This is a genomic window from Ensifer sp. NM-2 (assembly GCF_003024455.1).
Taxonomy (GTDB): domain Bacteria; phylum Pseudomonadota; class Alphaproteobacteria; order Rhizobiales; family Rhizobiaceae; genus Ensifer; species Ensifer canadensis.
Map to the genome: position 1 here is coordinate 1 of NZ_PVZR01000026.1, position 23,004 is coordinate 23,004.

At 61.3% G+C, this 23,004-nt stretch carries 17 protein-coding genes; 4 read left to right on the plus strand and 13 right to left on the minus strand.

The window, feature by feature from the left end; translation table 11 throughout:
- On the minus strand, window positions 1–3,781 hold a 3,781-nt coding region (locus tag C6558_RS32740; RefSeq protein ID WP_199197092.1), incomplete at its 3' end, for a VCBS domain-containing protein.
- Window positions 3,782–4,286: 505 nt separating this feature from the next.
- Between C6558_RS32740 and C6558_RS32750 the strand changes: the two genes are divergently transcribed.
- Window positions 4,287–5,234, plus strand: coding sequence for a transglutaminase-like cysteine peptidase (locus C6558_RS32750; RefSeq protein WP_225906502.1), 948 nt, complete (start codon window positions 4,287–4,289; stop codon window positions 5,232–5,234).
- Window positions 5,235–5,329: 95 nt separating this feature from the next.
- Here the strand turns inward: C6558_RS32750 and C6558_RS32755 are convergent, their stop codons facing one another.
- From C6558_RS32755 to C6558_RS32775, 5 genes are all read right to left on the minus strand, one after another.
- Window positions 5,330–5,938 carry a ribbon-helix-helix domain-containing protein gene (locus C6558_RS32755; RefSeq protein WP_057217287.1) on the minus strand — a complete coding sequence of 203 codons (609 nt, stop codon included), beginning with the start codon at window positions 5,936–5,938 and terminating at the stop codon, window positions 5,330–5,332.
- A 2-nt stretch (window positions 5,939–5,940) separates the two neighbouring features.
- Window positions 5,941–7,221 carry an HlyD family type I secretion periplasmic adaptor subunit gene (locus C6558_RS32760; protein WP_082557409.1) on the minus strand — a complete coding sequence of 427 codons (1,281 nt, stop codon included), beginning with the start codon at window positions 7,219–7,221 and terminating at the stop codon, window positions 5,941–5,943.
- Between the two features lie 60 nt (window positions 7,222–7,281).
- On the minus strand, window positions 7,282–9,459 hold the full coding sequence (locus C6558_RS32765; protein WP_057217285.1) for a type I secretion system permease/ATPase: 2,178 nt from the start codon (window positions 9,457–9,459) through the stop codon (window positions 7,282–7,284).
- A gap of 33 nt (window positions 9,460–9,492) precedes the next feature.
- Window positions 9,493–10,938 (minus strand): TolC family outer membrane protein, encoded by a 1,446-nt coding sequence (locus C6558_RS32770; RefSeq protein ID WP_057217284.1) that lies wholly within the window; start codon window positions 10,936–10,938, stop codon window positions 9,493–9,495.
- A gap of 356 nt (window positions 10,939–11,294) precedes the next feature.
- The gene (locus C6558_RS32775; RefSeq protein WP_082557407.1) at window positions 11,295–12,050 is read right to left on the minus strand and encodes a GGDEF domain-containing protein; all 756 of its coding nucleotides are present in this window, start codon (window positions 12,048–12,050) and stop codon (window positions 11,295–11,297) included.
- Window positions 12,051–12,361: 311 nt separating this feature from the next.
- On the opposite strand from C6558_RS32775, the gene C6558_RS39795 reads away from it, so the two are divergent.
- Both C6558_RS39795 and C6558_RS40115 read left to right on the plus strand, forming a co-directional pair.
- The gene (locus tag C6558_RS39795; RefSeq protein ID WP_146160938.1) at window positions 12,362–12,628 is read left to right on the plus strand and encodes a hypothetical protein; all 267 of its coding nucleotides are present in this window, start codon (window positions 12,362–12,364) and stop codon (window positions 12,626–12,628) included.
- Between the two features lie 195 nt (window positions 12,629–12,823).
- Window positions 12,824–13,291 carry a hypothetical protein gene (locus tag C6558_RS40115; protein WP_057217281.1) on the plus strand — a complete coding sequence of 156 codons (468 nt, stop codon included), beginning with the start codon at window positions 12,824–12,826 and terminating at the stop codon, window positions 13,289–13,291.
- Here C6558_RS40115 and C6558_RS32790 read toward each other — a convergent pair.
- Window positions 13,281–13,937, minus strand: coding sequence for a response regulator transcription factor (locus C6558_RS32790; RefSeq protein WP_057208345.1), 657 nt, complete (start codon window positions 13,935–13,937; stop codon window positions 13,281–13,283). The genes C6558_RS40115 and C6558_RS32790 overlap by 11 nt on opposite strands.
- Window positions 13,934–15,328 (minus strand): sensor histidine kinase, encoded by a 1,395-nt coding sequence (locus C6558_RS32795; RefSeq protein ID WP_057217280.1) that lies wholly within the window; start codon window positions 15,326–15,328, stop codon window positions 13,934–13,936. Before C6558_RS32795 ends, C6558_RS32790 begins: the two co-directional genes overlap by 4 nt.
- Window positions 15,329–15,603: 275 nt before the next feature.
- On the opposite strand from C6558_RS32795, the gene C6558_RS32800 reads away from it, so the two are divergent.
- Window positions 15,604–16,284: a hypothetical protein gene (locus C6558_RS32800; RefSeq protein WP_057217279.1), complete on the plus strand. Its 681-nt coding sequence runs from the start codon at window positions 15,604–15,606 to the stop codon at window positions 16,282–16,284.
- Window positions 16,285–16,590: 306 nt separating this feature from the next.
- On the opposite strand, the gene C6558_RS32805 is transcribed toward C6558_RS32800, so the two are convergent.
- From C6558_RS32805 to C6558_RS32825, 5 genes are read right to left on the minus strand one after another with little or no spacing between them, the layout of a single operon-like run.
- Window positions 16,591–17,478 (minus strand): UTP--glucose-1-phosphate uridylyltransferase, encoded by an 888-nt coding sequence (locus tag C6558_RS32805; RefSeq protein ID WP_057208339.1) that lies wholly within the window; start codon window positions 17,476–17,478, stop codon window positions 16,591–16,593.
- Between the two features lie 17 nt (window positions 17,479–17,495).
- Window positions 17,496–18,683, minus strand: a complete 1,188-nt coding sequence (locus C6558_RS32810; RefSeq protein ID WP_057217278.1) for a polysaccharide pyruvyl transferase family protein — start codon at window positions 18,681–18,683, stop codon at window positions 17,496–17,498.
- 12 nt (window positions 18,684–18,695) lie between these two features.
- Window positions 18,696–20,030 carry a glycosyltransferase family 4 protein gene (locus C6558_RS32815; RefSeq protein ID WP_057217277.1) on the minus strand — a complete coding sequence of 445 codons (1,335 nt, stop codon included), beginning with the start codon at window positions 20,028–20,030 and terminating at the stop codon, window positions 18,696–18,698.
- Window positions 20,027–22,255, minus strand: a complete 2,229-nt coding sequence (locus tag C6558_RS32820) for a hypothetical protein (protein WP_146160939.1) — start codon at window positions 22,253–22,255, stop codon at window positions 20,027–20,029. Before C6558_RS32820 ends, C6558_RS32815 begins: the two co-directional genes overlap by 4 nt.
- A gap of 14 nt (window positions 22,256–22,269) precedes the next feature.
- Window positions 22,270–23,001 (minus strand): hypothetical protein, encoded by a 732-nt coding sequence (locus C6558_RS32825; protein ID WP_057208333.1) that lies wholly within the window; start codon window positions 22,999–23,001, stop codon window positions 22,270–22,272.
- Window positions 23,002–23,004: the final 3 nt, after the last annotated feature.

Below are 23,004 nucleotides of genomic sequence, written 5' to 3' on the forward strand. Positions count from 1 at the left end.
GGGTGTCGAGCGTGTCGACGTCGGCAAAAGTGACCGCGCCGCCCTGCACATGCACAACCGCATTCTCACCGACCGCGTTATCAGCTCGTTCCGTCACCGCACCGCTCTGCACCGCAGAGGTGATCACCGGTGCGTCATTCGTGCCGGTGATCACGATCGTCACCGTTTGTGTCGCGACGCCGCCATGGCCGTCATTGACGAGCACGGTGTACTTCTGCGTCAGCGTCTGGCCGGCCTGTAGCGAGTCCAGCACGCCGTCGGCAACCTTGAAGTTCCAGCCGACCGTATCAGTCGCCTGGTTCACCGCGCCGAGCGCGAAGGTGCCGAGATAACCGCCGCCTTGCGGCCAGAAGCTGGTGCTGTGGGTGTCGAGCGTATCGACGTCGGCAAAGGTTACCGCACCATTCTGCGCATGGACGACCGCATTTTCGCCGGCCGCCCCGTCAGCACGCTCCGTCACGGTAGCGCTTTGTGTACCGGACGTGATCACCGGTGCGTCGTTCGTCCCTAGGATTACGATCGTAACCGTCTGCGTCGCCGTGCCGCCATGGCCGTCATCGATGGTTACGTCATACTTCTGCATCAGGATCTGGCCTGCCTGCAGCGAGTCGAGCGCACCGTCGGCAACCTGGAAGTTCCAGCCGACCTTGTCGGTCGCCTGATTCAGCACGCCGAGCGAGAAGGTACCGAGATAGCCACTGCCCCCCGCTGCGAAGCTGGCGCTGTGCGCGTCGAGCGTATCGACGTCAGCAAAGGTTACCGCGCCGTTCTGCGCATGCGTTACCGCATTTTCGCCCACGGTACCGTCAAACCGTTCCACCACGCCGCCAAGCTGCCAACCGGACGTGATCACCGGGGCGTCGTTGGTGCCGGTGATGACGATCGTCACCGTCTGCACTGCCGTGCCGCCATGGCCGTCGTCGACGGTCACATCGTACTTCTGCGTCAGCGTCTGGCCGGCCTGTAGCGAGTCCAGCACGCCGTCGGCGACCTCGAAGCTCCAGCCGACCGAGCCACCCGCCTGGTTCACCGCCGCCAGCGCGAAGGTGCCGAGGTAGCTGGCGCCCTGTGCGGTGAAAGTTGCGCTGTGCGTGTCGAGCGCATCGACGTCGGCAAAGGTTACCGCGCCGTTCTGCGCATGCGTTGTCGCATTCTCGCCCGCAACACCGTCGGCGATCTCCGTCACCGAACCGCTCTGCACCGCAGAGGTGATTACCGGAACGTCGTTGGTGCCGGTGATCGTGATCGTCACCGTCTGCACTGCCGTGCCGCCATGGCCGTCGTCGACGGTCACATCGTACTTCTGCGTCAGCGTCTGGCCGGCCTGTAGGCTGTCGAGCACGCCGTCGGCGACCTCGAAGCTCCAGCCGACCGAGTCACCCGCCTGGTTCACCGCGCCGAGCGCGAAAGTGCCGAGGTAGCTGGCGCCCTGTGCGGTGAAAGTTGCGCTGTGCGTGTCGAGCGCATCGACGTCGGCAAAGGTTACCGCACCATTCTGCGCATGCGTTGTCGCATTCTCGCCCGCAGCACCGTCGGCGATCTCCGTCACCGAACCGCTCTGCACCGCAGAGGTGATTACCGGAACGTCGTTGGTGCCGGTGATGGTGATCGTCACCGTCGTCGACGATTTGTCGCCATCGCCATCAGTGATCTCGTAACTGAACGTATCCGTCACTGTCTGGCCCGCAGCAAGACCTTGGACGGCGCCATGAGCGTTGTTCAGTGTATAGGTGTAGCTGCCGTCAGCGCCCAAAACCAGCGTACCGAACTGGCCGACCGTTGCGCCACCAACCACGCCCGCCGCGTCGCCAGACGATACGGCCGTGACCGACGCCCCGTCTGCCCCCCGCACGTCCTTGACACCGTCCGTACCATTGGCATCCGTGCCACCCGAGCCGGTCAGCACATTGCCATCCGCAACGAGCACACCATCTTCGGTCGCGCTATCCGTGTCCGCTGCAGCCGTCGCAACGTCGTCGGAGACCGAGACGGAGACGGTGCCTTCCGCCGTGTCGCCGTCCGTGTCGGAAGCGATGACCTTGACCGAGCCGAGTGCGGCGAGATCGTCGGCATTGACGCCGGGATGGCTGGCATAGTTGTCGGTAAGTGTCGCCGTCACCGTCGCGCTGTCGCCGCTGCGCACCAGGTCGAGGGTGACGATGGTCACGCCGCCGGCCTTACCTACGATCTGGGTGTCGGAGACCCTATCCCAGGTCAGCGCACCGGTGAGGGTGCTGGTGTCGCCGAACACGATGGTGGCGATCGCATCCGAACCGGCCACGAAGCCGATCGTGCCGCTGCTGGCGTCGGCGCCCGGCGTGCTGCCGTCGGCCAGGTTCTGGTCGTCGAGTGCAAGCGATGCGGAAGCCGCAAGCGGATTGACTGTCGGGCCGGCGCCGTCCGTCACCGTGATCGTCTGGCTGTCGCTCGTCGTGTCGTTGTCGGCATCCTTGGCCGACAGCGTGAAGCTGACATTGACGCCGCCGGCATTGTTGAGGTTGCTGGCCGCTGCAAACGTCCAGGTGTTGTCGGCATTGACCGTCAGCGTGCCCTCGGCAAGCGCAAACGCCACCGACTGGCCCGCCGTCAAGGTCAGCGTCTGCGTTGTGTTGCCGGCCGTCACGTCGACTGTGCCGACGCCATCGGCACCTGCCGAAAGCGTCCAACTGCCGGCAAGCGTCTGGCCTTCCACCACGCTCGGCGCGGCCGGATCGGTGATCCCGATCACTGGAACGTCGTCGATGATATCGATCTGGAGGGTGGCCGAACCGCCGGCACCATCGTGATCGGTGACCGTGAGGTCGAAGATGTCCCGGTCCTGCTCGATATTCGTCCCGGGATTGACCCCGGAACTCGTGACTGCGCTCGTCAGCTCGTAGGTGTAATCCGCCACACCGGTAAGCGGGTTGTAGCCGGTGATGGTCAATGTACCGAATTGACCCACAACCGTTTGCCCGACGAGACCGCCGATGGCGAACGTCTGACCGTTGACGGTCAGGCCAGCGATGTCGTCAAGCCCGTCCGGATCGGTGAGGGCAAACACACCGCTGACCGACGCACTGCCATCGCCCGCACGCGATCCGACTGCGAGGCCGGCTTCGTCGACTTGCCTGTCGCTCACCGCGATGCCGCCTGGATTATCTTTGGAGTCGGGGGTGATCGACGGGTCATCGTTGGGGTCAAGCGCGAAGGGCAGACGCTCGGTCGCTTCAAGCGCAGGAAACTCCAGGGCGGTCGGGGCGAGCAAGTCGATGACCGGCCCGGCCTGGCCGATGTCGCCGGTCGCATCGGAGAGATCCCCGCCGCTGCTTTGGTTCGACACGACGCTGATGGTGCCATCCGGCCCCGCGGCGACGTTGATACCGTTTTCGCCGAGCACCGCCACGAGGGTTTCGCGGGGGATTTCGGCGTCGCCGATGACGAAGGTCGGAACTTTCAATGCGGCGTTCTGGATCGTGATTGTAGAGCCATCAGGCTGTTCTAAAACGATATCAGTGCCGACCACCTGGATCTTTTCGATCGATGCGCCTGCAGGGAGGTGCACGACATTTGAAGCATCGGCGCTGACCGTCGCCGGCATCGGCGGCGTTTGGAGCGCGTTCTCAGCGCCCTTCACCGGAGCGCCGGTTGCCTGGTCCAGGAGCTGCGGCTCGTCCGTCGCGCCACCACCGGTCTGTGCTACCAACCGGCCGGCTTTGCCATCCGGTGCGTCGCGGTACTCGATTGCCTCTGCCGGGTTTGCGGCGGCATCGTTGGAATTTGTGGTGCCTGCGGTTGCCATAGAAAATACCCCTCGACCTTTGCGGGCAAGAGAACATCAACCTTGTGCAGCCGCAATCGGCATCGAAGGGATTAGAGAAAAACAGCATAATATGATATGCTAATACCCAAAATTGGTTAGATTGACGCAATTTTAATAGTTCTGGTCATGGGTTCGAAACGAATGCCCCATCCGGGCCGCCTGAGCTATAAAAAGAAGCCCTGATGTCACAGAGAACAGTGGCAAAATGCGCCCGTCAATCGCAACTGGCCGCGTTGCAAGACGTTCCGTTGAACGCATCCTCATGAAACAACCGGCACAGGTGCCAAACGGCATGCTCCGGGCTGGCGATCGCTTTCATGATGACGGAGTCGGCGACTTCTATAAACGAATCCGTCAGTGCTCCAAAAGCATACACAAGTATAAAGTTTGAATAAAATTTTACATAAAACGTATTGGCGTGGCACATACTAAATAATACATACGGCTTTACCTGCATTTTTCTTTTGATTCGTAGAGTGTCTCCATGCAACCGAGAGACACGGCGATGAACAAGAAGAGCTGGAAGCACTGCGAAAAATACCTGAAGACTTCGGTGTTTGCGATCGGCCTGGCATCGCTTTCAGCGATATCCTCTGTGCAGGCCGGACAGCCCGGCATGCTCCAGCCCGGCGTCTTCCAGCAGATGCTGAGCCTCGCGAGTCCGCTGGCGGCCGTCGCCACTGAGGCAATCGGCACCTGGTCGAAGCAAGCCTCCGAAGGGCTCAAGCGGCAGCGGGTGCAGAAAGTGGCGGTGACGGCAGGCACCAACCTCGGTGGCCAAACACCGGCGCAGTCGACGCCCTCCGCCGTTTTCCATTCCGTCGCCTTCCGCGTCTCTTCGATCCCCGTGGCCCGCAAATGGAAAACCGTCTTTCCGGCGGTCGCGGCAGCCGATTTCGACCACTGCGCCAACGAGAGTGGTTGTGCCGCTCGCGGCATCCTCGGCAGGGCGATCGAAAACGCCAACGGCCTCGCCTTCCGGCAGAAGATCAGCGGCATCAACCGGACGGTGAACCGGCTTGTCCGCTACCAGCCGGACGCTGAGAACTACGGCTCCAAGGATTATTGGGCAACGCCGGACGAAATTCTCGCCCGCGGCAAGGGCGACTGCGAAGACTATGCCATCCTGAAGATGGCGGCTCTGAAGGCGGCCGGCCTGCCGCCGGAAGCCATGTCGGTCGTCGTTCTGCGCGATGTCCGACGCAACCTCTATCACGCGGTGCTCGCGATCACGACGAGCCAGGGCCACTTCATTCTCGACAATTTGAGCGACGAGGTGAAGCCCGACCGTGCTCTGCCCAACTACCAGCCGCTCTTCTCGGTCAGCGCCGACCGCTCCTGGATCCACGGCGTCAGGTCGACCGGCGACAAGGTCGCTTCGGCCGCACCTCTGTCCGATGTCATGCCCGGAGAGGGTGTCGCGCTTCGCTAAACCTCATCTCCAAACGCAACGCCTTTCGTCGAATGGGTGACCGCTCGAAAGGGTCGCCATTTTAACTACGCTGTCGCAGCGGCGGTCGCATTGGATCAGGCCAGAATAAAGCCGATGATGACGTCCTGGTCGGAGAGCGGAGCGAGGGCGGCGGTAAACTTGCCCCGCGTGATCTGTCCCTGCGCGCCGATGGTGAAGCCGGCCGATTGCGGTTCGCCGGGGGTCTCCTTGAGGCGGTGCACGAGATCGACAAACTGAACGTCGAAGGAGAGCTTCAAGCCCCGTGCGGGTTGAGGCAGGTGCGAGCGCAGGACACGTGACTGGACGAAGGAGAGAAAGGCGGGGTTATAGGCAATGATGTGCTTGTTCCCCGTGAGCGCAAAGGCCGGCGACGGACTTGCGCGGACCTGGCCTGCAACCACCGCCAGATTGCTGCGCTCCTTGGCCGACGAGAGTTCGTCGCGCAGGTAGCGGGTGGCGATAAAGCGCAGCCGCGCCGTCAGGTTGCCTTCGCCCTCGAGTTCTGTTTCGCAGGCGGCAACGATATCCGCGAGCTTACGGCCTTGCCGCGCGGCAAGCTCGCCAAGGCTCTGCCAATAGATCTCCTCAAGTTTGATCCCGCGGCGCTGACCGCCGACGGTGACGACACGGAACCGCAGAGCGCTCAGGTCCGCGTCGGACGGGGGAGGCGGCGTCTCGTTCATCGTCAGCGCTCCCGCAGAGCTTCCTCGCGCGCCTTGTTGATCGGCTTCATCAGATAGGCAAGGATCGTTTTCTTGCCGGTCATGATATCCACGGACGCAATCATGCCGGGCATGATCGCATATTCGCGCCCATCCTTCACCAGCGCGGCTGTGTCGGTCTTGACGCGCACGAGATAGTAGGTTTCGCCATTGTTCTGATCAACCAGGCTGTCGGCGCTGATGGTCTCAACGACACCGCCGAGGCCACCGTAAATCGAGAAGTCATAAGCCGAGACCTTGATCAGTGCCGGCTGGCCGGCGCGCACGAACGCAACGTCCCTTGGAGATAGCCGTGCCTCGACGAGCAGAATCTCCGACGTCGGTACGACGCCGGCGATCACCCCACCGGGCGTCACATAGGCGCCGACTGTGTTGACATCGAGCGTATTGATGATGCCGTCGACTGGTGAGCGAATGTCGGTGTTGGCGACCCGGCTGCTGGCGCCGCGGATGGTTTCCTCGATAACGGAAAGTTGCGAAAGCGCCTCGGTCTTTTCCGCCAGGGCCTCCTGCTTCAGTTGCAGCGACAATTCGGTCACCTGGAGGGTTGCCTCCCTGAGCGCCGCCTCTAGCTTTCCGACTGACTCCTTCCAGAGGGCGAGCTGACCCCGGGTATCGGTCAGCTCTTTCTCGACCCTGAGCACCTCGGTTTGCGCGACGAGCTTGCGCTTGACCATCGGCGCGAGCATTTCCTGTTCTTGCTCGGTCAACTGCAGGCTCTCTGTCAGGCGGGTGATATTGGCCGCCGCCTCGGCAAGCTCCTTCTGCCGCTGGCCTTCGCGCGCTTGCATGACCGACAGCTTGTTGTTGAAATTGCCGGCCTTGGCTTGAAGCAGTTGTTCCTCGTTCGCGCATATGGCCGGCGCGACCTTAGTGATGTCCTCAGGACATTGGTATTTTGCGTCGTAGGCCCCGGTCTCCTCGAGTTTGAGCCGCGCGACTTGCGCGCGCAGCGATCGCCCCTTGGCCTCGAGTTCGCCAAGGGAGGAGCCGCTCGCGGTATCGTCGAGCCGGAGGATCAGATCGCCGCGGCGAACGACCTGTCCGGGCTGTACCGCGATCTCGCGCACGATGCCGGGTTCACTCGACTGGATAATCTGCGTCTTCGAGACGGGGATGACCTTGCCTTCACCGCGGGCGATCTCATCAACCTCGGCGATCGCCGCCCAGGCGACGAAAGAGCTGATCAGCAAGCCGATGACAAGCAACCCGGCGCGCGCGGCAAGCGGCGGTTTCTCAGTCATGCTGACCCCTCCCGCCATTTGCGAACCGACGTCTTTTCGTCATCTTTGTGAAAGCGTGCATCATAGGCCGGCTCCGGCCACTGGGCCAGCAGGACCGGGCCGCCTTTGCAACTGCTCGATGACCTCAGCCTTCGGGCCATCGGCAACGACGCGCCCGCGGTCAAGAACCAGCAGCCGATCGACGAGGCTCAGCATGCTATGGCGATGCGTCGATATCAAAAGGGTGACATCGCTGCTGAAGACGGTGGAGAGCTTGTTGATCAGCTCACGTTCGCTTGCAAGGTCCATTGCCCCGGAGGGTTCATCAAGGAAGACGACCTTCGGCTTGCGCAATAGCAGCCGTGCGATGGCGACCGCCTGGCGTTGCCCGCCGGAAAGCTGAGAACCGCGTTCACCTACGGGCATGTCATAGCCGCGCGGATGGTGGGAGACGAATTCGTCCACGCCGGCAAGCCTCGCTGCCGCCACCACTTCTTCATCGCTGGCGGTCGGATTTGCCATCAGGAGGTTTTCCTTGATCGTGCCCGAGAACAGATCAGAATTCTGCGACACGAACGATACCGCCGAGCGAACGACAGAGGGGTGCAGTTGGCGAATGTCGACGCCGTCGACCAGGATTCGCCCCGCGCTTGGTGGGTAGAGGCCGGCAAGCAGACGGCCGATCGTCGTCTTGCCGGAACCGATGCGGCCGATGATGCCCACCCGCTCTCCCGCTTTGATCGCCACGTTCATGCCGCTGACCACTTTGTGGTCGGTCCCCGGGTAGGCGAAGTCGAGATTGGCGAAGGTAATGCTGCCGTTGCGGATCTCGCGATTAACGAAACCGATCGTATCGGGCCGATCCTCCGGCTGCTCCATCACCGCATTCAGGATCCGCAGCGATAGAAGCGCCTGGCGCAGTCGCGCCAGCGTCATCGCAATCTGGCCGAGCGGTGCGACGGCGCGGCCGGCCAGCATGCTGGCGGCGATGATCGCGCCCGAGGAGATGTTTCCTTCGGTGAATTCATAGGCGCCGGCCACGACGATGCAGACCGTCACCAACTGCTGCACGAACTGCGTCGCGTGCGACGCCCAGGAGGAAATCTCCTTGATTTTCTCGGCCGTGTTCGAGGAATGCTTGGCCAATTCGTTCCAGCGGCGAAGCAGCTGTTTTTCCGAATGCAGCGTTTTCACCGTCTCGATCGCGCTGATCGTTTCGACCAGGAGTGCCTGGCGCTGGGCGGACTCGTTGGATGCCGCGGCGACGCGATTGCCGATCTTGTACTGCGCGACGTAGCCGATGATGAGGCTCAAGATAAAAGCAATCGCTGGAATGAGCGCGATCCAACCTGCCACCGCATAGATGGCGGCGATGAAGACGAAGACGAAAAGACTGTCGATGATCATGCTGAGCGTATTCGACGTGAAAAACTCCCGCACGAATTCGTACTGCATCGCCCGGTTCGCATACTCGCCGGTGGACGGCGGCCGCGACGCCATGGTTGCATGCAGAATCTTCTCGAATAGCATGTAGGAGAGTTTCAGATCGGCCTTGCGGCCGGCGTAGTCGATCAGCGCCGCGCGTACGGTCTTCAATAGGAAATCGAAAAGGATGGCGGTGCTGATGCCCAGCGCCAGGACCCAGAGCGTCGCGATCGCCTTGTTCGGCAGGATGCGATCGTACACGTTCATCGTGAACAGCGGCGCGGCGAGCGCCAGGACGTTGATGAAGAATGTCGCGATCGCCACCTGGACATAGGCTTGCCAGAAGGGCTTGATCGTCGAAGTCAGCCAGTGCCGGCGGTCAATGTTGCGCGCCTCGCCAACACCCCGGCCGGCAGCCGCGTTCAAATAGGTCGCCGAGAACGATGCGGCATAGGCGAGCCCGCCGAGTTGCAGATCGGACAGCTTCACCGCCGTCTCGTCGGGCCTTGCCAATTTGTTCGAAAGACTGAGAGTCCCGTCCGGCGCCTCCTCCAACAACGCCGTGGCGCTGCCATCGCGAAAGACGAGCAGCAGCGGGAACACGAAATCGCGATTGGCAAGGGCCCGCGTGGAAACAAGCTCCGTCTCCAGGCCAACGCGCTCAGCTATGCGGGAAACGTCTTCGGCGCTCGGCGACCGGGCGTCGAAGGGCACGTCGGAATAGAGCACACTGTCTGACGAGGGGCGGTTCAAGAAGACGCAAATCTCCTTGAACGCCTCGGAAAAGCCAGTCAAGGACGGGCCAATCTGCGCATGCCTGTCAATAGCTTGCATCACCACCGGTTGTGTCCGCCCTCACGAGGACTATCATTTCTGCCGGATCGGCGCCAACAAGTCGAGCGGCAAATCGTTCGTCTGGCGCGACGGAACACGGCGATAGGTTTCCGTAGCAGGCGTGTCCGGAACATTGAACTCGGTGCGCGCATAGGCTTCGGATTGAGCCGGTGCTTTGATCTGCATCGTCGCCAGGAGCTGGCCAGTTGCGGCAAGCAGGCGATATTCGGCAAACAAGGCTGCATATTGCGATGTTTTCGCCAGGACGCTGACATTGAAACGTGCGTTCTGCGCGCCCAGCACGTCGAGCAGCGAGCGCTGGCCGACCTTGAGCTGCTCGCGATAGGACTCGACGATCTGCACGTTCATCTGGGCCTGTGCATTCAGCGTGCGCGAAATGTCATACTGGCTCGTGCGGCGTTCCCAGGAAATGCGAACGGCCTCCTCGACCTCGCGATGCGCCTGGTGGAAGACCAGCCGCTGCTCGCTCGCCCGGCGCATCTGTTCCTGCTCGTTGGCGATGTCTATGCCGCCACGATAGAGATTCCATTTTGCGACGATCCGCGCTTGCGCGTCCCAGGAATTGCCGGTCGCGCCGTCGATATCGTTTCCGGAGCGCACGCTTCCTTCGGCAAAGACCTCCGGAAACATGCTCGAGCGCGCAGCCTTTACCTGCGAGTCCGCGACACTGATGTCGGAATCGGCAGCCTTGATGCGCGGGTTGTTGCCGCGGGCGATGCCGATCGCCGTCTCCAGCGTTTTCGGCAAGACGTTCGCAACCGACTTCGGCATCGACGGCTTGGTAAGCGGCTGGCCCACCAGGCGATTGAAGCTGATCTTGACGGTATCGAGCGCTTCCTCCGCTTCCAATAGGCGGGCCTTTGCGGAAAGCAGGCGTTCACTGGCCTGTTGGCGATCCGCATCAGTCAACGTTCCACCTGAAATCAGCGAGCTGATATCCGATAGGATCGACTGATGAACGCCGACGTTCTTGCGGGCCTCCGCCACGATCTGCTGCTGAAGAATATACTCGAAGTACTCGCGGACGATCTGCAACCCAATGGTTTCGGAACGTTCCAGCACACGGAAGGAGGCGCTGTCGACGCGTGCTGCCTGCCGCTCCAGTTCGGCACGACGACCACCGCCGTCAAAGAGCTTCTGAGTGACTGTTAGACCGACATCGGAAGGATAGAGCGGGTCGTTTTCGATGGAGCCGAGCCGTCGTGCTTCGTCCTCGAGGTGTTGCACGCCCGTGGAAGCTTCCACATCGAGGCTCGGCAGGTAGAGACCGCGGGCCTGCCGCAGTTCGAACTCGATCGCCTCGCGGTTCTCCATCGACTGCCCGATCTCCGGGTTCGATTCCATCGCGATTTGAAGCGCTTCCCTGAGCGTCATCGCATCGGCCGCACCGCCCGCAAACACGGTTGACGCGAGCAGAATAGAAAACAACCCGCCCTTAAAGGTTTTCCCCACGTTCAATACTATCCCCCTCGCAATCAGTACGTCACGCTTGCAAATCCAAGCGCACATTACAACTGCAGAAATTTATCGCTAAATAATACAGCTGTAATAAAAGGCGGCCACCACTTTTGGGGTGGTGCAAGAGTATCCCAGCCTTTCGCACGGTCATGTTGCAAAAATGGAACAATCGCGCCCTTTAAGCCGGGATCCGTTAAGCTATTGAAATAGAACCGATCGCGCATCGCGTCTTCAGGATTTGAGCGACTAAGTTGCCGTCTACAACTCAATGCAGGTGCGAATTCAGCCGCTGAATCTCAGTCGCCGCGCGCAAGGTTGTATCTTCACCTAACGTGAGCGCCAGCGCCCACATTGATTCAAGCCGAGGGCAGGCGGACAAAACCGACGCTCTGAGTCGCCGCAACAGCAACGGCCTCGGAAGCGGCAGTGCGGCGCAGCTGCTCCAGGTCAACGCTGCCGTCGAACAACGCACCGCCAACGCTGAAGGCAAGATCGACCTTGCTGCCGTCGGCAGCGAAATGCGACGAGGTCAGCGCTTTCGTCAGGCGTGTGCAAACCTGCTCTGCATCAGCTTCGGTCGCACCCACCAACAGGACGTCGAAGCTCGCTGGACCGGTTCGCGCGACGACATCGTCGCGCCGCACCGAGGTGCTGATGGTGGAGGCGACGAATTGGAGCAGTTCATCACTCCATTCCGGGCCGAAAGCGGCGCCGACATCGTCGAGATTGTTGATCCGCAGATGGATGAGAGCCCCGTGAAGCTCCTCGGCACCGCGCTGACGGCGGCGCTCGAGACCATTAACATGCTGGACGAGCCCGCGGCCGGTAACGCAGCCGGTCGTGGCGTCATGGGCAACGACGTGGTTGATCTGGTTGCGGAGGCGCTGGGCCCGGCGAAACTGCATGGCCGCGACGACGATCAGCGGCACACCCATCAGCAAGGAAATCAAGGCCGCGCCGACCATCGCTGCCGCATAGGGCCGGTCGACGAGAGCGACCAGGCTGAGATAAACCAGAACCTGGGCGAGTACGGCGAAACCAACGATGCCGGCCAGGACATAGCGCACGATCCGCCAATCCCTCTGCCCGTTGAATGGTAACTCTCTCTGCATGCATCCAGCTCCCGATTCACTGACGATAATCGGTCTAGTGCGGTTTTATGCATATTCCCTTTCCTAGGTATCTACAACTTTATGCACCGCATAGAATGTACCAGGGAAATGCACCAAAACGGCATAACTGCCGCCTGAATATTCGCGCTCGGCGTGCAAATTCAAGACGGCCGCGGGGAAAACCCGTTCTTCCGCTGTCGAGAAAGCGCGTCCGGCGGACTTTGGTCCTACTCCTGATCCGACTTCAGTCCGCTTTGACACAGGCCCGCTTGTTCCGCACGCTGACAGCATGTTGGGCTGGTGTCACGAAAATGAGGATCAAGAACTCTCTGAGCCGACTTCTTTCTCCGACGCTCGGGCAAGAACTGGCGCCCAGGACACATGTTCTGGAGTCTCTTCTTGACCTTTGCCAAGCCTACAACCTGGCGGTCACGGAACTGCACAGGCTACAGCTAGAAACGCATCCGCGGCAGGATGCGATCCGGGAGTTTGAAGTTCTGTGTCGCGATATTGAAATGCGGCTCATGTCCTGTATTGAGAAGGTGGACCGTGCCGGCAAAGCCGAAGGTCCGCACTGAAAGCCTGCCACGGGTCGTTCGCGGCGCCCTGGCCCAACGCGTTTCAGCGATCAGGGCTTTCATTTACAGGGGTTTGTCGAGGCGGTTGTCTCGGTTGAACTCATGCTATCGACCGCCGGATTGTGGTCTGGCAGAGCATGCCCAATCTCGACAACCTGTCGAAGCCCGGGCAAAGTTCTGTACTTAGGAGATGTCATGCCTACGCGTCGGAAGTTTCTTACCGCAGTCAGTTCGGGAGCCGTTTGTCTGTTCGCCACAGCCCTTCCATATACCCTCGGCCCTGCCGGCTCGTTGCTGGAACTTGTTCCCCAGGCCGCTTTTGCCAAGAGCGGGGAGAATAACGGCAATGGTGGGGGCGGCGGCGGCGGCGGTAGTAACGGTGGAGGAAATGGCGGAGGAAGTGGTGGAGGAAATGGCGGTGGTAACGGCGGAGGAAACGGAGGGGGCAGGTCTGGAAAAGGCAACTCGAGCGGCGGCAACGCCCGTGGCAATTCGAAGGGTGCCGGCGGCGGTGCTTCCAGGGTCGGCGTGCGCCATGCCGATGGTATGAGCGAGGAGATCAATAACGGCCGCTACATAATGAAGGATGCGCGGGGGCGCACGATCATCAACCGAAAGGCGACCCTGGCGGACTTGAAACGAATTCAGTCCCTCATTCAGTGAGGGGACGCCAATCGGCCGCGTCGCGCAGCACCATGGCAGCCTCGGTTCGGTTGGTGACACTGAGCTTGGCCATGATCTGCGTCATATGGTGCTTTACTGTCTTTTCCTGAAGTTCGAGTTTCCGGGCGACGTGCTTGTTGCTCATGCCTGCGGCCACCAACTGCAGCACTTCATGTTCACGCGCGGTCAGGCTGGCGACTAGGGCCGACAGGTTTGATGGACCGCGCGTCCGATTGGAGAGAAGTTTGGCCGAGAGCGCCGGAGTGACATAGCTCTCGCCCGTGGCGACGTTGCGTATGATTTCCGCCAGGGCTCGGCCACCTACGCCCTTCAGCACATATCCCAGCGCCCCTCGTTCGAGGGCTGCAGTGACATCGTCGCTCGTTTCGGAAACGGTCAGCATGATGATTTTTTGCGACGGCGATAACTCGAGGATAGGTGGGATTGCGTTCAAGCCGCCCCCCGGCATGGATATGTCCAGCAGCATGACATCGGGACGCAGATTCTCGGCAATAAGCAGGGCATCATCCCTGGAACTCCCCTCGGCAACGATTTCGAAGCCGCCGATCTCCAGCAGGCTTCTTGTTACGCCCTCTCGAAACAAGGGATGGTCATCGACCACGGCTATGCGTATCGCTGTCTTCATACCGCTTTTGTCTCCTCGGTGCTGATTGTCATACGAACAACGGTGCCAGTTGTTGAGACTTTAATCTCGAAGGCTCCACCCAAACTTTCGATTCGTTCCCTTAAACCCTCAAGGCCAAGGCCCGTTGGCTCGACGCGATCCGGGTTGAAGCCAGGCCCATTGTCCCCGACCTCGACCATCACCTGCGCACCCACCGTCGATTGTGAGACACGCTGGCCGACGCCGCCGCCATGGCGGTACGCGTTGTTGAGCGCTTCCTGCACGAAGCGGTAGATGCAGATTTTGGCGGACAGAGCGAGGTGATCAGGCGGGTCGAAAACTGACAGCTCCACGGTCGTTTCCGTTCGCTGCTGATGGGCGTGAACGACCCGCTTCAAGATCTCGGGCAGGGTCGCTGTTTCTATCTGCGGCAGAACAAGACCGCTGCAGATCGTTCGGATCTCCTGCATTGCTTCATCGAGGCTTTCCTTGATTTCGGCGATGCTGCGCTCGCGCGTCGCTCCGGGTGTTTTCGGGTTCGTCAAAGCATCGCTGTCGAGCCGCAGGGAGGCGAAGGCCAGCAGTTGCGCAGGCCCGTCGTGCAGATCAGCACCGATGCGGCGCAGATGACTTTCGTTGAGCGCCGCCGTGCGCTGCGAGGCCCGCTGGAGCCGCCCACGTAGAGCTTCGTTCTGCGCGAGCAGCGCTGAAAGCTGGGCGATCCGATCCTTGAGCGCATGGCGCTGCGTCTCAATGGTCCGGCTGCCTCGCAGCACGATCGCAGAGAGAACCACGAAAAAAGCAAGCGTAAAGGCTGCGACCGCTAACCAGGTATAGAAGCGCGCTTGATTCAAGCCGTGTTGGAAATCATAGGAGACCTCATGAAATTCAGAAACTGCAACGACCTCTCCCGACCACGGTTGCAGCACCGGATTGTAGATCTCAAGGATCGGCATGTCGGCTGGGCGTTTGTCTGACTGCTCCCCTGATTGATCGAAGAGCGCCACCATCCTGCCGGAGAATGCCGTTCGCAACTCGTCGCTGAGCTCGAGCCGTTTTCCAATCTGGGCTTCGTCGCTTGAATACAGAACCGTGCCGTCTGCCCGCCAAAGGCGGAAGGACACGAGACGGTCTCCCAAGGCGCCCTGACCAAGGGTTTCGTCGAGCGCGCGCGCGACACCGCCGTCGAGTATCTGGGTCGTCTGCATATCGGGCAACAACGGTGCGATCACACTGTCCACATAGAGAGCCGTGGTTGCGGCGGAGTTGCGAGTGACGGCCTCCTCGATAAGGCGTGAAACAAACGCCCCAACCAGCACCATTGCAGCCGCTGCAACAAGGCCGCCGATAAGCAGGAACTGCGATGCCAGTGAGCGGGCGTTCCAATTTTTGATGAGTTGGGTGGCGCGCACGAAATTTCCCGGTATCGACTGCTGGTCGCCAGCGTCGCTGTGGTACAACAAACCCACGTTAACCTAAACGCTTGGGCAGGCTGGTCAATGCCGTGGCACGGTTCTCAATCCTTATCGGACCTTAGGCTGTCTGCCGGACAGGACCAAGGTCCTATAGGCCGCCGCAATGGTCCGGGGGGCATAGTAGCTCCCTTTTGCCCAAGATAAGTTACGCTTCTCTACAAACGCGGCCTTCATCGAAGTCGGTGCCGCGGCTATTCGAAGAGGAGTTTCTTATGGTTTTCGCGAAAGCAATCGCTCGTGGCGCCTTGGCGCTGAGTCTGGTCGTTGCCCCCGCGGTAGGCGGTATGGTCGGTGCGGCGGGCGCAGCCCTGGCCAAGGAAGGCCATGGCAATTCCGGTGGCGGCGGCGGCGGTGGTAATGGAAATGGAAATGGCGGCAACCATGGCGGGGGCTCAGGTTCCAGCCATGGAAAATCGGGAACCGCGCGTGCAAGCAAGGACACCCGGTCGGGCAAGGCCAGCGCCAGCGACACGCCGACGTGGAAATCATTGTTCACACGTGGCAAAAAAGTCCCGGACACCGCGAAAAAAGCTGCCAAGGCCGACAAGTTGACCAAGGTGGAGCCAATTGAAGCTGGCGTCGGCACGCCGGGACTGCGCTCGCTGAACCGCAACTATCACGCTTATCTCAACTCGAACGATCCCCGTATGGCCGCGGTTGCCGCCTACGCCATCGCCTATGCAGAGTTTGAGGCTGAGAACGGCGTGGACGCCATCCCAAGCGACCCAGCCCTCAGCGATGAGGCTCTGCGCGATGCGCTTGCCGGCTTCTCGAAAGACGGTGTCGTAACCGATGATATGCTCGACGAAGCCAAGGATGTCCTTGGCGTCGGGCCTGACGTCGGCAAGATCGATCAGATCCGCGAAACGCTTCCTCCGGCACCCGTGAATTGACCGTTGTGGCCCGCCATTCGGCGGGGCCAGACAGTTGATCGTGGTCGGCAGATAACGGGGCGCCAAGGATTCTCCGGTCTCGTGATCGTTGAAAATCCGGAAGAGATTGACAGCCAAATCAAACAAGGCCCGCAAACAGGAATGTCTGCGGGCCTTTTGATGTTCTACAGCGCCGCACGTCTTATTAGACGCGAAAAGGTCGCTGTAGCCCTTTGAACTGCTGCATGTTTTTATCCTTAAACGCCGCCGCCATGAACACAGATTGCGCAACCTGGCGGCACGGCCGCTCCTTGCGGCGTAGCGTCATCAGGCGATTGCGCGCAGGGGCGTCATCAGTGCATGCATCTCGCCGGAGATCCCTGCTGCAATGTCGGCGCGCGCCATTGCCATGTGCAGGTTGGCCGCGACGAAGCCGGTCGGATTTCCGCAGTCGAACGTGCGGCCGCCGAATTCGAAAGCGCGAATTTCCTGGTCTTTCATCAGGGTGATCATCGCGTCGGTCAACTGGATCTCGCCGCCTGCACCCGGCTCCTGGTTTTCGAGGATGTTGAAGATCTCCGGCTGCAGAATGTAGCGCCCTGAGATAAACAGGTTGCTCGGCGCCGTGCCCGGGGCCGGTTTTTCCACGAGGCCATCGACCAGTGCGCCCCCAATGGTCTGCTTCAGGGAAACGATGCCGAATTTGTGAGCCTCTTCCGGCAAGCACCGTTCGACCGCCACGACATTGCCGCCATGTCGCTGGTGAAGGGTCGTCATCGATTGGAGGCAGGGTTCGTGATCGACCATCAGCATATCCGGCAGCAGCACGGCGAAAGGTTCGTCGCCGACGATGTGGCGCGCCGTCCAGACGGCGTGGCCAAGGCCACGCGCCTGTTGCTGACGCACGAATGAGATGCTGCCGACATCAGGCGTTGCCGTCGCCAGCCGATCGGCAAGCGGGTTCTTGCCGGCTCGCCGCAGCGTTGCGTCGACCTCGAATGCGTGATCGAAATAATCCTCGATCGCACCCTTCATGCGGCCGGTGACGATGATGACGTGTTCGATGCCTGCGGCAAACGCCTCGCTGACGATGTAGTCGAGGATCGGCCGATCAACGATCGGCAGCAGTTCCTTGGGAACGCTTTTTGTCGCCGGCAGCATTCGCGTACCGAATCCGGCGGCCGGGATGATCGCCTTGCGCACTTTGTTCTGCATGTCAGCACCTTTTCGCTTCAAGCAACTCGGGAGATTTTTGCGGGTGGGGATTTGAGGATGTCGTGCATCTTGTGCTCGACACCATTCTCAGTGAGGAAGCGGTACATTTCGCCGTAGGTTTGGAACCAGGCACGGTTGTACCTGTCGAAGAGGGCCTGGTCCCAATAGTTCTCGAGGCGGAACGCCTGCTGCCCGAAGATGTCGAAACTGGGGATCTTGAATGTGTCGCAGAACTCGGCCGTTCGGCTGTCATAGGTGCAGTAGATCGACGGAACCCCATTCGCCAGCGCCATGAGATTGCCGTGCAGGCGGTAGCCGAGCACCAGGTCCTGGGCGCGGATCAGCCGTTCGTAATCGGCAACCACATCGGAATAGAACAGCCTTTGCTGGTAGAGGCGCAGCATCACCTCATCGAGATACCAGGACGATGTCCAATGGTCGGCCTTGAGCGCGGCGAGTGCTTCTTCGCGCTGGGCCTCGTCTCCCAGGACAAGCTTCTTTTCCTCGACCTCGCCCTGCGTCAACAGCACGGTCTCGAAGCGCCCGGCCATGGTTTTCACCAGTTCGCGGTGGAAGCCGAGATAGCGTTCAATGTCCTTGGCATAGGCGTCGGAGACTTCTCGCCTGACGGTGACCCCGACCTTGCGGACCTGTTCGAGCGGCGGCAGCGTGATGCGCAGTTCCGGATCGTTCTGGCGGAAGGCGGTCGGGCATCCGATGATCCGGACGTTGCGGATGCCGAGATCCCACAGAACTTCGGCCGAATAGGCACCCCGCACACCGATTGATGTCGTCGATTCCGACATCAGGCGCAGAACGGCGCGCGTATCGTCGGAGAGCCTGATTTTTCCATCCACCGGAGCCTGTGCACCGATGCCAAAGCCGATCACTGGCAGGCCGAGCGCCTTCAGGACCGTTGCTGCCGCCTCCCAGTTCATGGCGTCGTGAATGTAATTTGATCCGCGCAGGAACACGTAATCGTATTCCTCGCGAAGCCGGGCGATGTCGCGTGGCCTGAATTCCGATATTTCGAGCACACCGAGTTGTTCGAACCGCAGCAGTTTCAGCGACGAGTCGAAGACGAAGGCATCGCCCATATTGTGGTAGTGGTTGATGTGAGACTGGATGTCTTGATGTTGATACCAGCGAACGCTGTCATGTGCGTAGACTTCACCGGCGGGGATCATGACTAATATGCGTGCCAAAAGCTTAATCCGTCATTGGAACTGTGACGAGACGCGCATCTCGACGCGATGTTCGCGTTGCGCGGCACCGTCTTTCTCGCGCAGCAGGCTGCGATAGACGCCGAGGTGTTCCCGTGCGCAATCCTTGGAGCTGAAGGGACCGCGCATGCTGCTGCGCAAGCGGTCCCAGACCGTGTCGTCGTTCAGCACCTCGACGATCCGATCCGCGAGGTGCTGGCCGTTGCCGGCGCGAAAATGCAGGCCATCGGCGCCATCGCGAACTTTCTCGGCCATGCCGCCAATGTCAGAGCAGATGATCGGTCGGCGGTGCAGCAGCGCTTCCTGGATAACGACGGGTGAGTTCTCCCACCAGATCGATGGGAAGATCACCCAATCGACGGATCGCATGAGCTTCGGCAGATCGGCATTCTGGTAGCTGCCGTAGAAGCGCACCCGACGACCGGCTCGCTCGATCAGCTTCTTCATCCGCGCCTGGAATTCGGCCGGTTGGCGCTCGAGATTGGCGCCGAAGATCATCAGGTAGGCGTCATCGCCCCAGATCTCATCCGGTACGCGGCCGATGGCATCGATCAGCACGTCGACGCCCTTGAACGGCGTCATCTGGCCGAAGAAGGCGAAGCGGTTGCGACGCGCGTCGCTTCGCGCAAGTTCGCGCGCGGGTGTCGCTTCCTCGCCCATGATTCCGTTTTCGATGACGTGAATGCGTTGGCGATCTACGCCCCACTCCGCATAGCGCTTGGCGAGAAAGGCGCTCGGCGCAACGAACGCGTCGACCATATCGAGGAGCATGGTGCGCACGAGCGCCTCACGCCGGAGGAACCTTGATGCCGGAATATCCGGAAAGCAGCTGTTGCAGGCGGTCGGCGAAGCCTGCTCGCAAAGCTGACCCGTCGGGCGTTTTACCATCTGGCCGTGGTTGTGGCAGATCGGCACGAATTCATGAAGGGTGAGAAGGATTGCCGCGTCTGGCAGTGCGGAGCGCACCGCATAGAGGGCCTCGAGACCGAAACCCAGAACGTGATGGAAATGAATGACATCCGGTTTCACATCGCGCACGAAGCGCAGGAGATCACGCTCGATCGACTCGACGTCCTCATTCGCGAGGTGAAAATGATCATAGGCATCGGTGTGGAACAACACCTCTTCCTGCGGCAGGCGCGCACTCATCAGCGCCGACGAGGCGTGTCGTTGCAGTGGCGGGGAGGCGGCCGCCAGATACACGGATTCGACACCTTCCATCGCGTTCAGGCCGCGATGCAGGTTGTGCGAAGCGATCTCCGCCCCTCCAAGCGAAAACGAGGGGTGCGCATGCGAGATCACCAGGACGCGAAGCTTTTGCTCCCTCATGCGGAAACCCTGTCAAACGATCTTTGGTTCTGGTGAGCACTTCGCCACCGCGACTTGAGGATTTCGACATCGATGCGCTCGGCGAGCGCGGCAAGCTTGCCGTTCTGCTCTCCCGACATCGGCTCGTCGCAGCCGAGCAATTGGATCGATGGCAGCAAGTAGGCAGCGGTGCCTGCCCGGTTGATCCGGAGCCCGATTTCGCAGGCCTTCTGTTTTGAGCCGAGATAGACGCCGCAATCGCGCATCGCGTCGTTCAGGACCGCACGCGGCATGATGCAGCATTCGAGCGACGCGACGTCGACCCGCGTCAATTGCAGTGCCGCAATCGCCATCAGCGGATAACCGGCATAGCGATCGAGCAGCAGTTGATCGCCGTCCTCGGAGAGCCAGCTTCCTGCCCATTTCACCGAGTGATCGTCATAGGCAAGCATCGGCGAAATCACGCTTCCGACGTGGGCCTCTCCGACTGCCGTCAGTGCGTCGTACCAGCCTTTGCCGGTAGGGACGAGTGAGCCCGCCATGGTTACGATCGTGTCGCATGAAACCACCTCCGCCCCGACGGACAGCAGATCGAAGCGATCTTGTGCCGCGGCCGCGCAGACCAGGCGGACCGAGAGACCATAAAACCGTGCCAGCTGTCTAAGACGGACGAGATCCCTCTGGAAGGCCGGCTTGCTGACAACGATCACGAGCGGAGCGCAGCGCGTCTGCGGGTCGAGCGCAAACAATGCGAGGAGCGGGCCGACTTCCGGCATTCCGACGGTGGAGCCGACGATGATGGGAACGCCGGCATTTTCGTCGAACACCCCGACGTCGATGATCGTTTCCATGCGCGGCGCGGCGCAGGCGGCCTTGGAGAGAAGCGGGACGATCTGGTGATCGACGATCGCCGGCAGCGCCCAGTTGGCGGCATCGAACAAAGACAATTGCTGGATTGCGGCCCGTCGCGCCGGCATCCGCTTGGGTGTCAAGGGCAGAAACGCGCGCCGACCTTCTCTCAAGGTCAGTTCAAGATAGGGTGTAGCGTCGAGATTGCCGCCAGGCAGTCTCGCATGGGCGACAAATCCGTGGGCCTGATCGTCGCTGTCGAGCGATGCCCGGAATGCGGGTTGATCGGCGAAGCTTTGCGAAACGTCGAGCCGATCCAGGCGCGTCCAGATGTCGTCGAGCCTGGCCTCTGCGCCCGGCCGCCGCAGTTTGACGGAGGAAACATGGTGCTCCGGGTCGAGCAGCCAGCCCGAAATCAGCATGTCGCCTTCATCGGTTTCGAACACCCGGTCAACGTCCAGGCGAACCGGGTATGGAAGGCTCGATATTGTGTCCTTGCCGGTGAACCCGTTTGCCGCCGAACGCAGGCGCAGCATGGCCTCTGGCGTTGCCCGGGCTTCGAGCAGCACGGACCGGATGTGGTCCGGAGTGTCCAGGGCCGCGCTGATCTGCACGCGCGAATGCGCCGGTGTCAGGTGCCAGCCTCCGCCGGCATTGTAGACGATGCCTTTGAGCGCGTCGGCGCGCACCCTCCCGCCCGTTTCCAGAACGGCGACGAAGCCCAGTTCGCCCTCCGGTATATCCGGCCGGGCAAAACTGGCGACGAAACAATCGGCGACGGTCGTTGCGCCGGCTAGCAGATAGGCTTGGCAACGGCCGGGAACGAATGCGCGGCTCCAGCCCATGATGACGATGACGCCGTCATGGGTCTCTCCGACCAGTTCGATGAAGCCGTCGGACGGCTGCAGTGCCTTGATCAGCGAAAGTCCGGCGAAAACCCTGTTGCGGTTGCCCGGCTGCGCCATGAGCTGATCGGCGAGGCGACTGACGACGACGGCCGTTTCTCCTGCTGCGGTCTGCGCAATAAGGGTTGCGGCATCTTCGATCGAAATCGGTCTGGGGGCAACGATGAAGCGCTCGCTGATGCGCCCATCGTCAACGTCGATCAGCGAGATGGGCACATCGGGCTTCGGTTGCGTCAGGAGCGCCGCAAAACCGTGCGTCGCCGACGGCGACGATGCAGACAAGGGCCAGCTTGCAACAGAAGCGCCGTCTCGCGCGGGCTTTGCGCCATCGGCCCTGACGGAAACAGCGTGGCCCCTGGCTCGTCCGCTGCCAAGGACGAGCATGGTTTCCTGATCGATCCGAGCGGAAACGGCCCGACCCTTGCCGAAGCGCAAGGGTGCCCCCGCGGCGCGGGTGCCGTTGGTGCCAGCGGGTCTTTCATCGTTCGCCATCGTCTGCCGCATCATCATCTTGCCAGCAATGCCAGCAGCGCTCCGGCTGCAAATCCCATGAGGACGAAGAGAAGCAACACGAGCGGCCTGGTCTCGCCGCCCGCCCGTTTTTGAAGTGTGGAGAGTGTCTTCTCCATGCCCGCCACGACGCCATCCATTCGCAGCAGATGCACGTCCAGATCGTCGAGCCGTCGGCTCATCTCGGCACGAAGGCCGTCGATGCCGGCGCTCGGGTCTGCCGCTCCGTCGGTTTCCGCCGCATCTGCACCGATATGAGGTACGCGCTGCAGCGAACGTTGGGAAATCTGCAGCTGACGCTGCGCAGCCATCAGCACGTCCAGTTTGTCGAGCACCCTGGTCAATGGTGCTGCGATCAGCGCTTCGGCTGCCTGTTCGTCTGGTTGTGGCACGCGCAGGGGCTGCCCCGCTCCGTCTCCCGTAAACGCCATGACGACGAGATCGCGGCTGCGCTTCTGTACCGCCTCAGGCAGGGCGATTTCGAATGCGTGCTGGCCGTCACCGATCCCGTTTCGCTTGAGGTCCGGGCGATTGCGGTCGGCGATCGCTTCGGCGACCGGTGCGCCATCGAGGAGGACGCGCACTTTGAGCCGTTGGCCGGGGGCGGCGGGATCGTGCGCCCAGCCGAACAGGCGTCCCCCATCGATGGCATCGACGCGACCGTTGATGGGTTTGGCGCCTTCATTCTCGGGCGGCGGCGTGTCGAGTTTTTCTGCGACTTGGGCCATGGG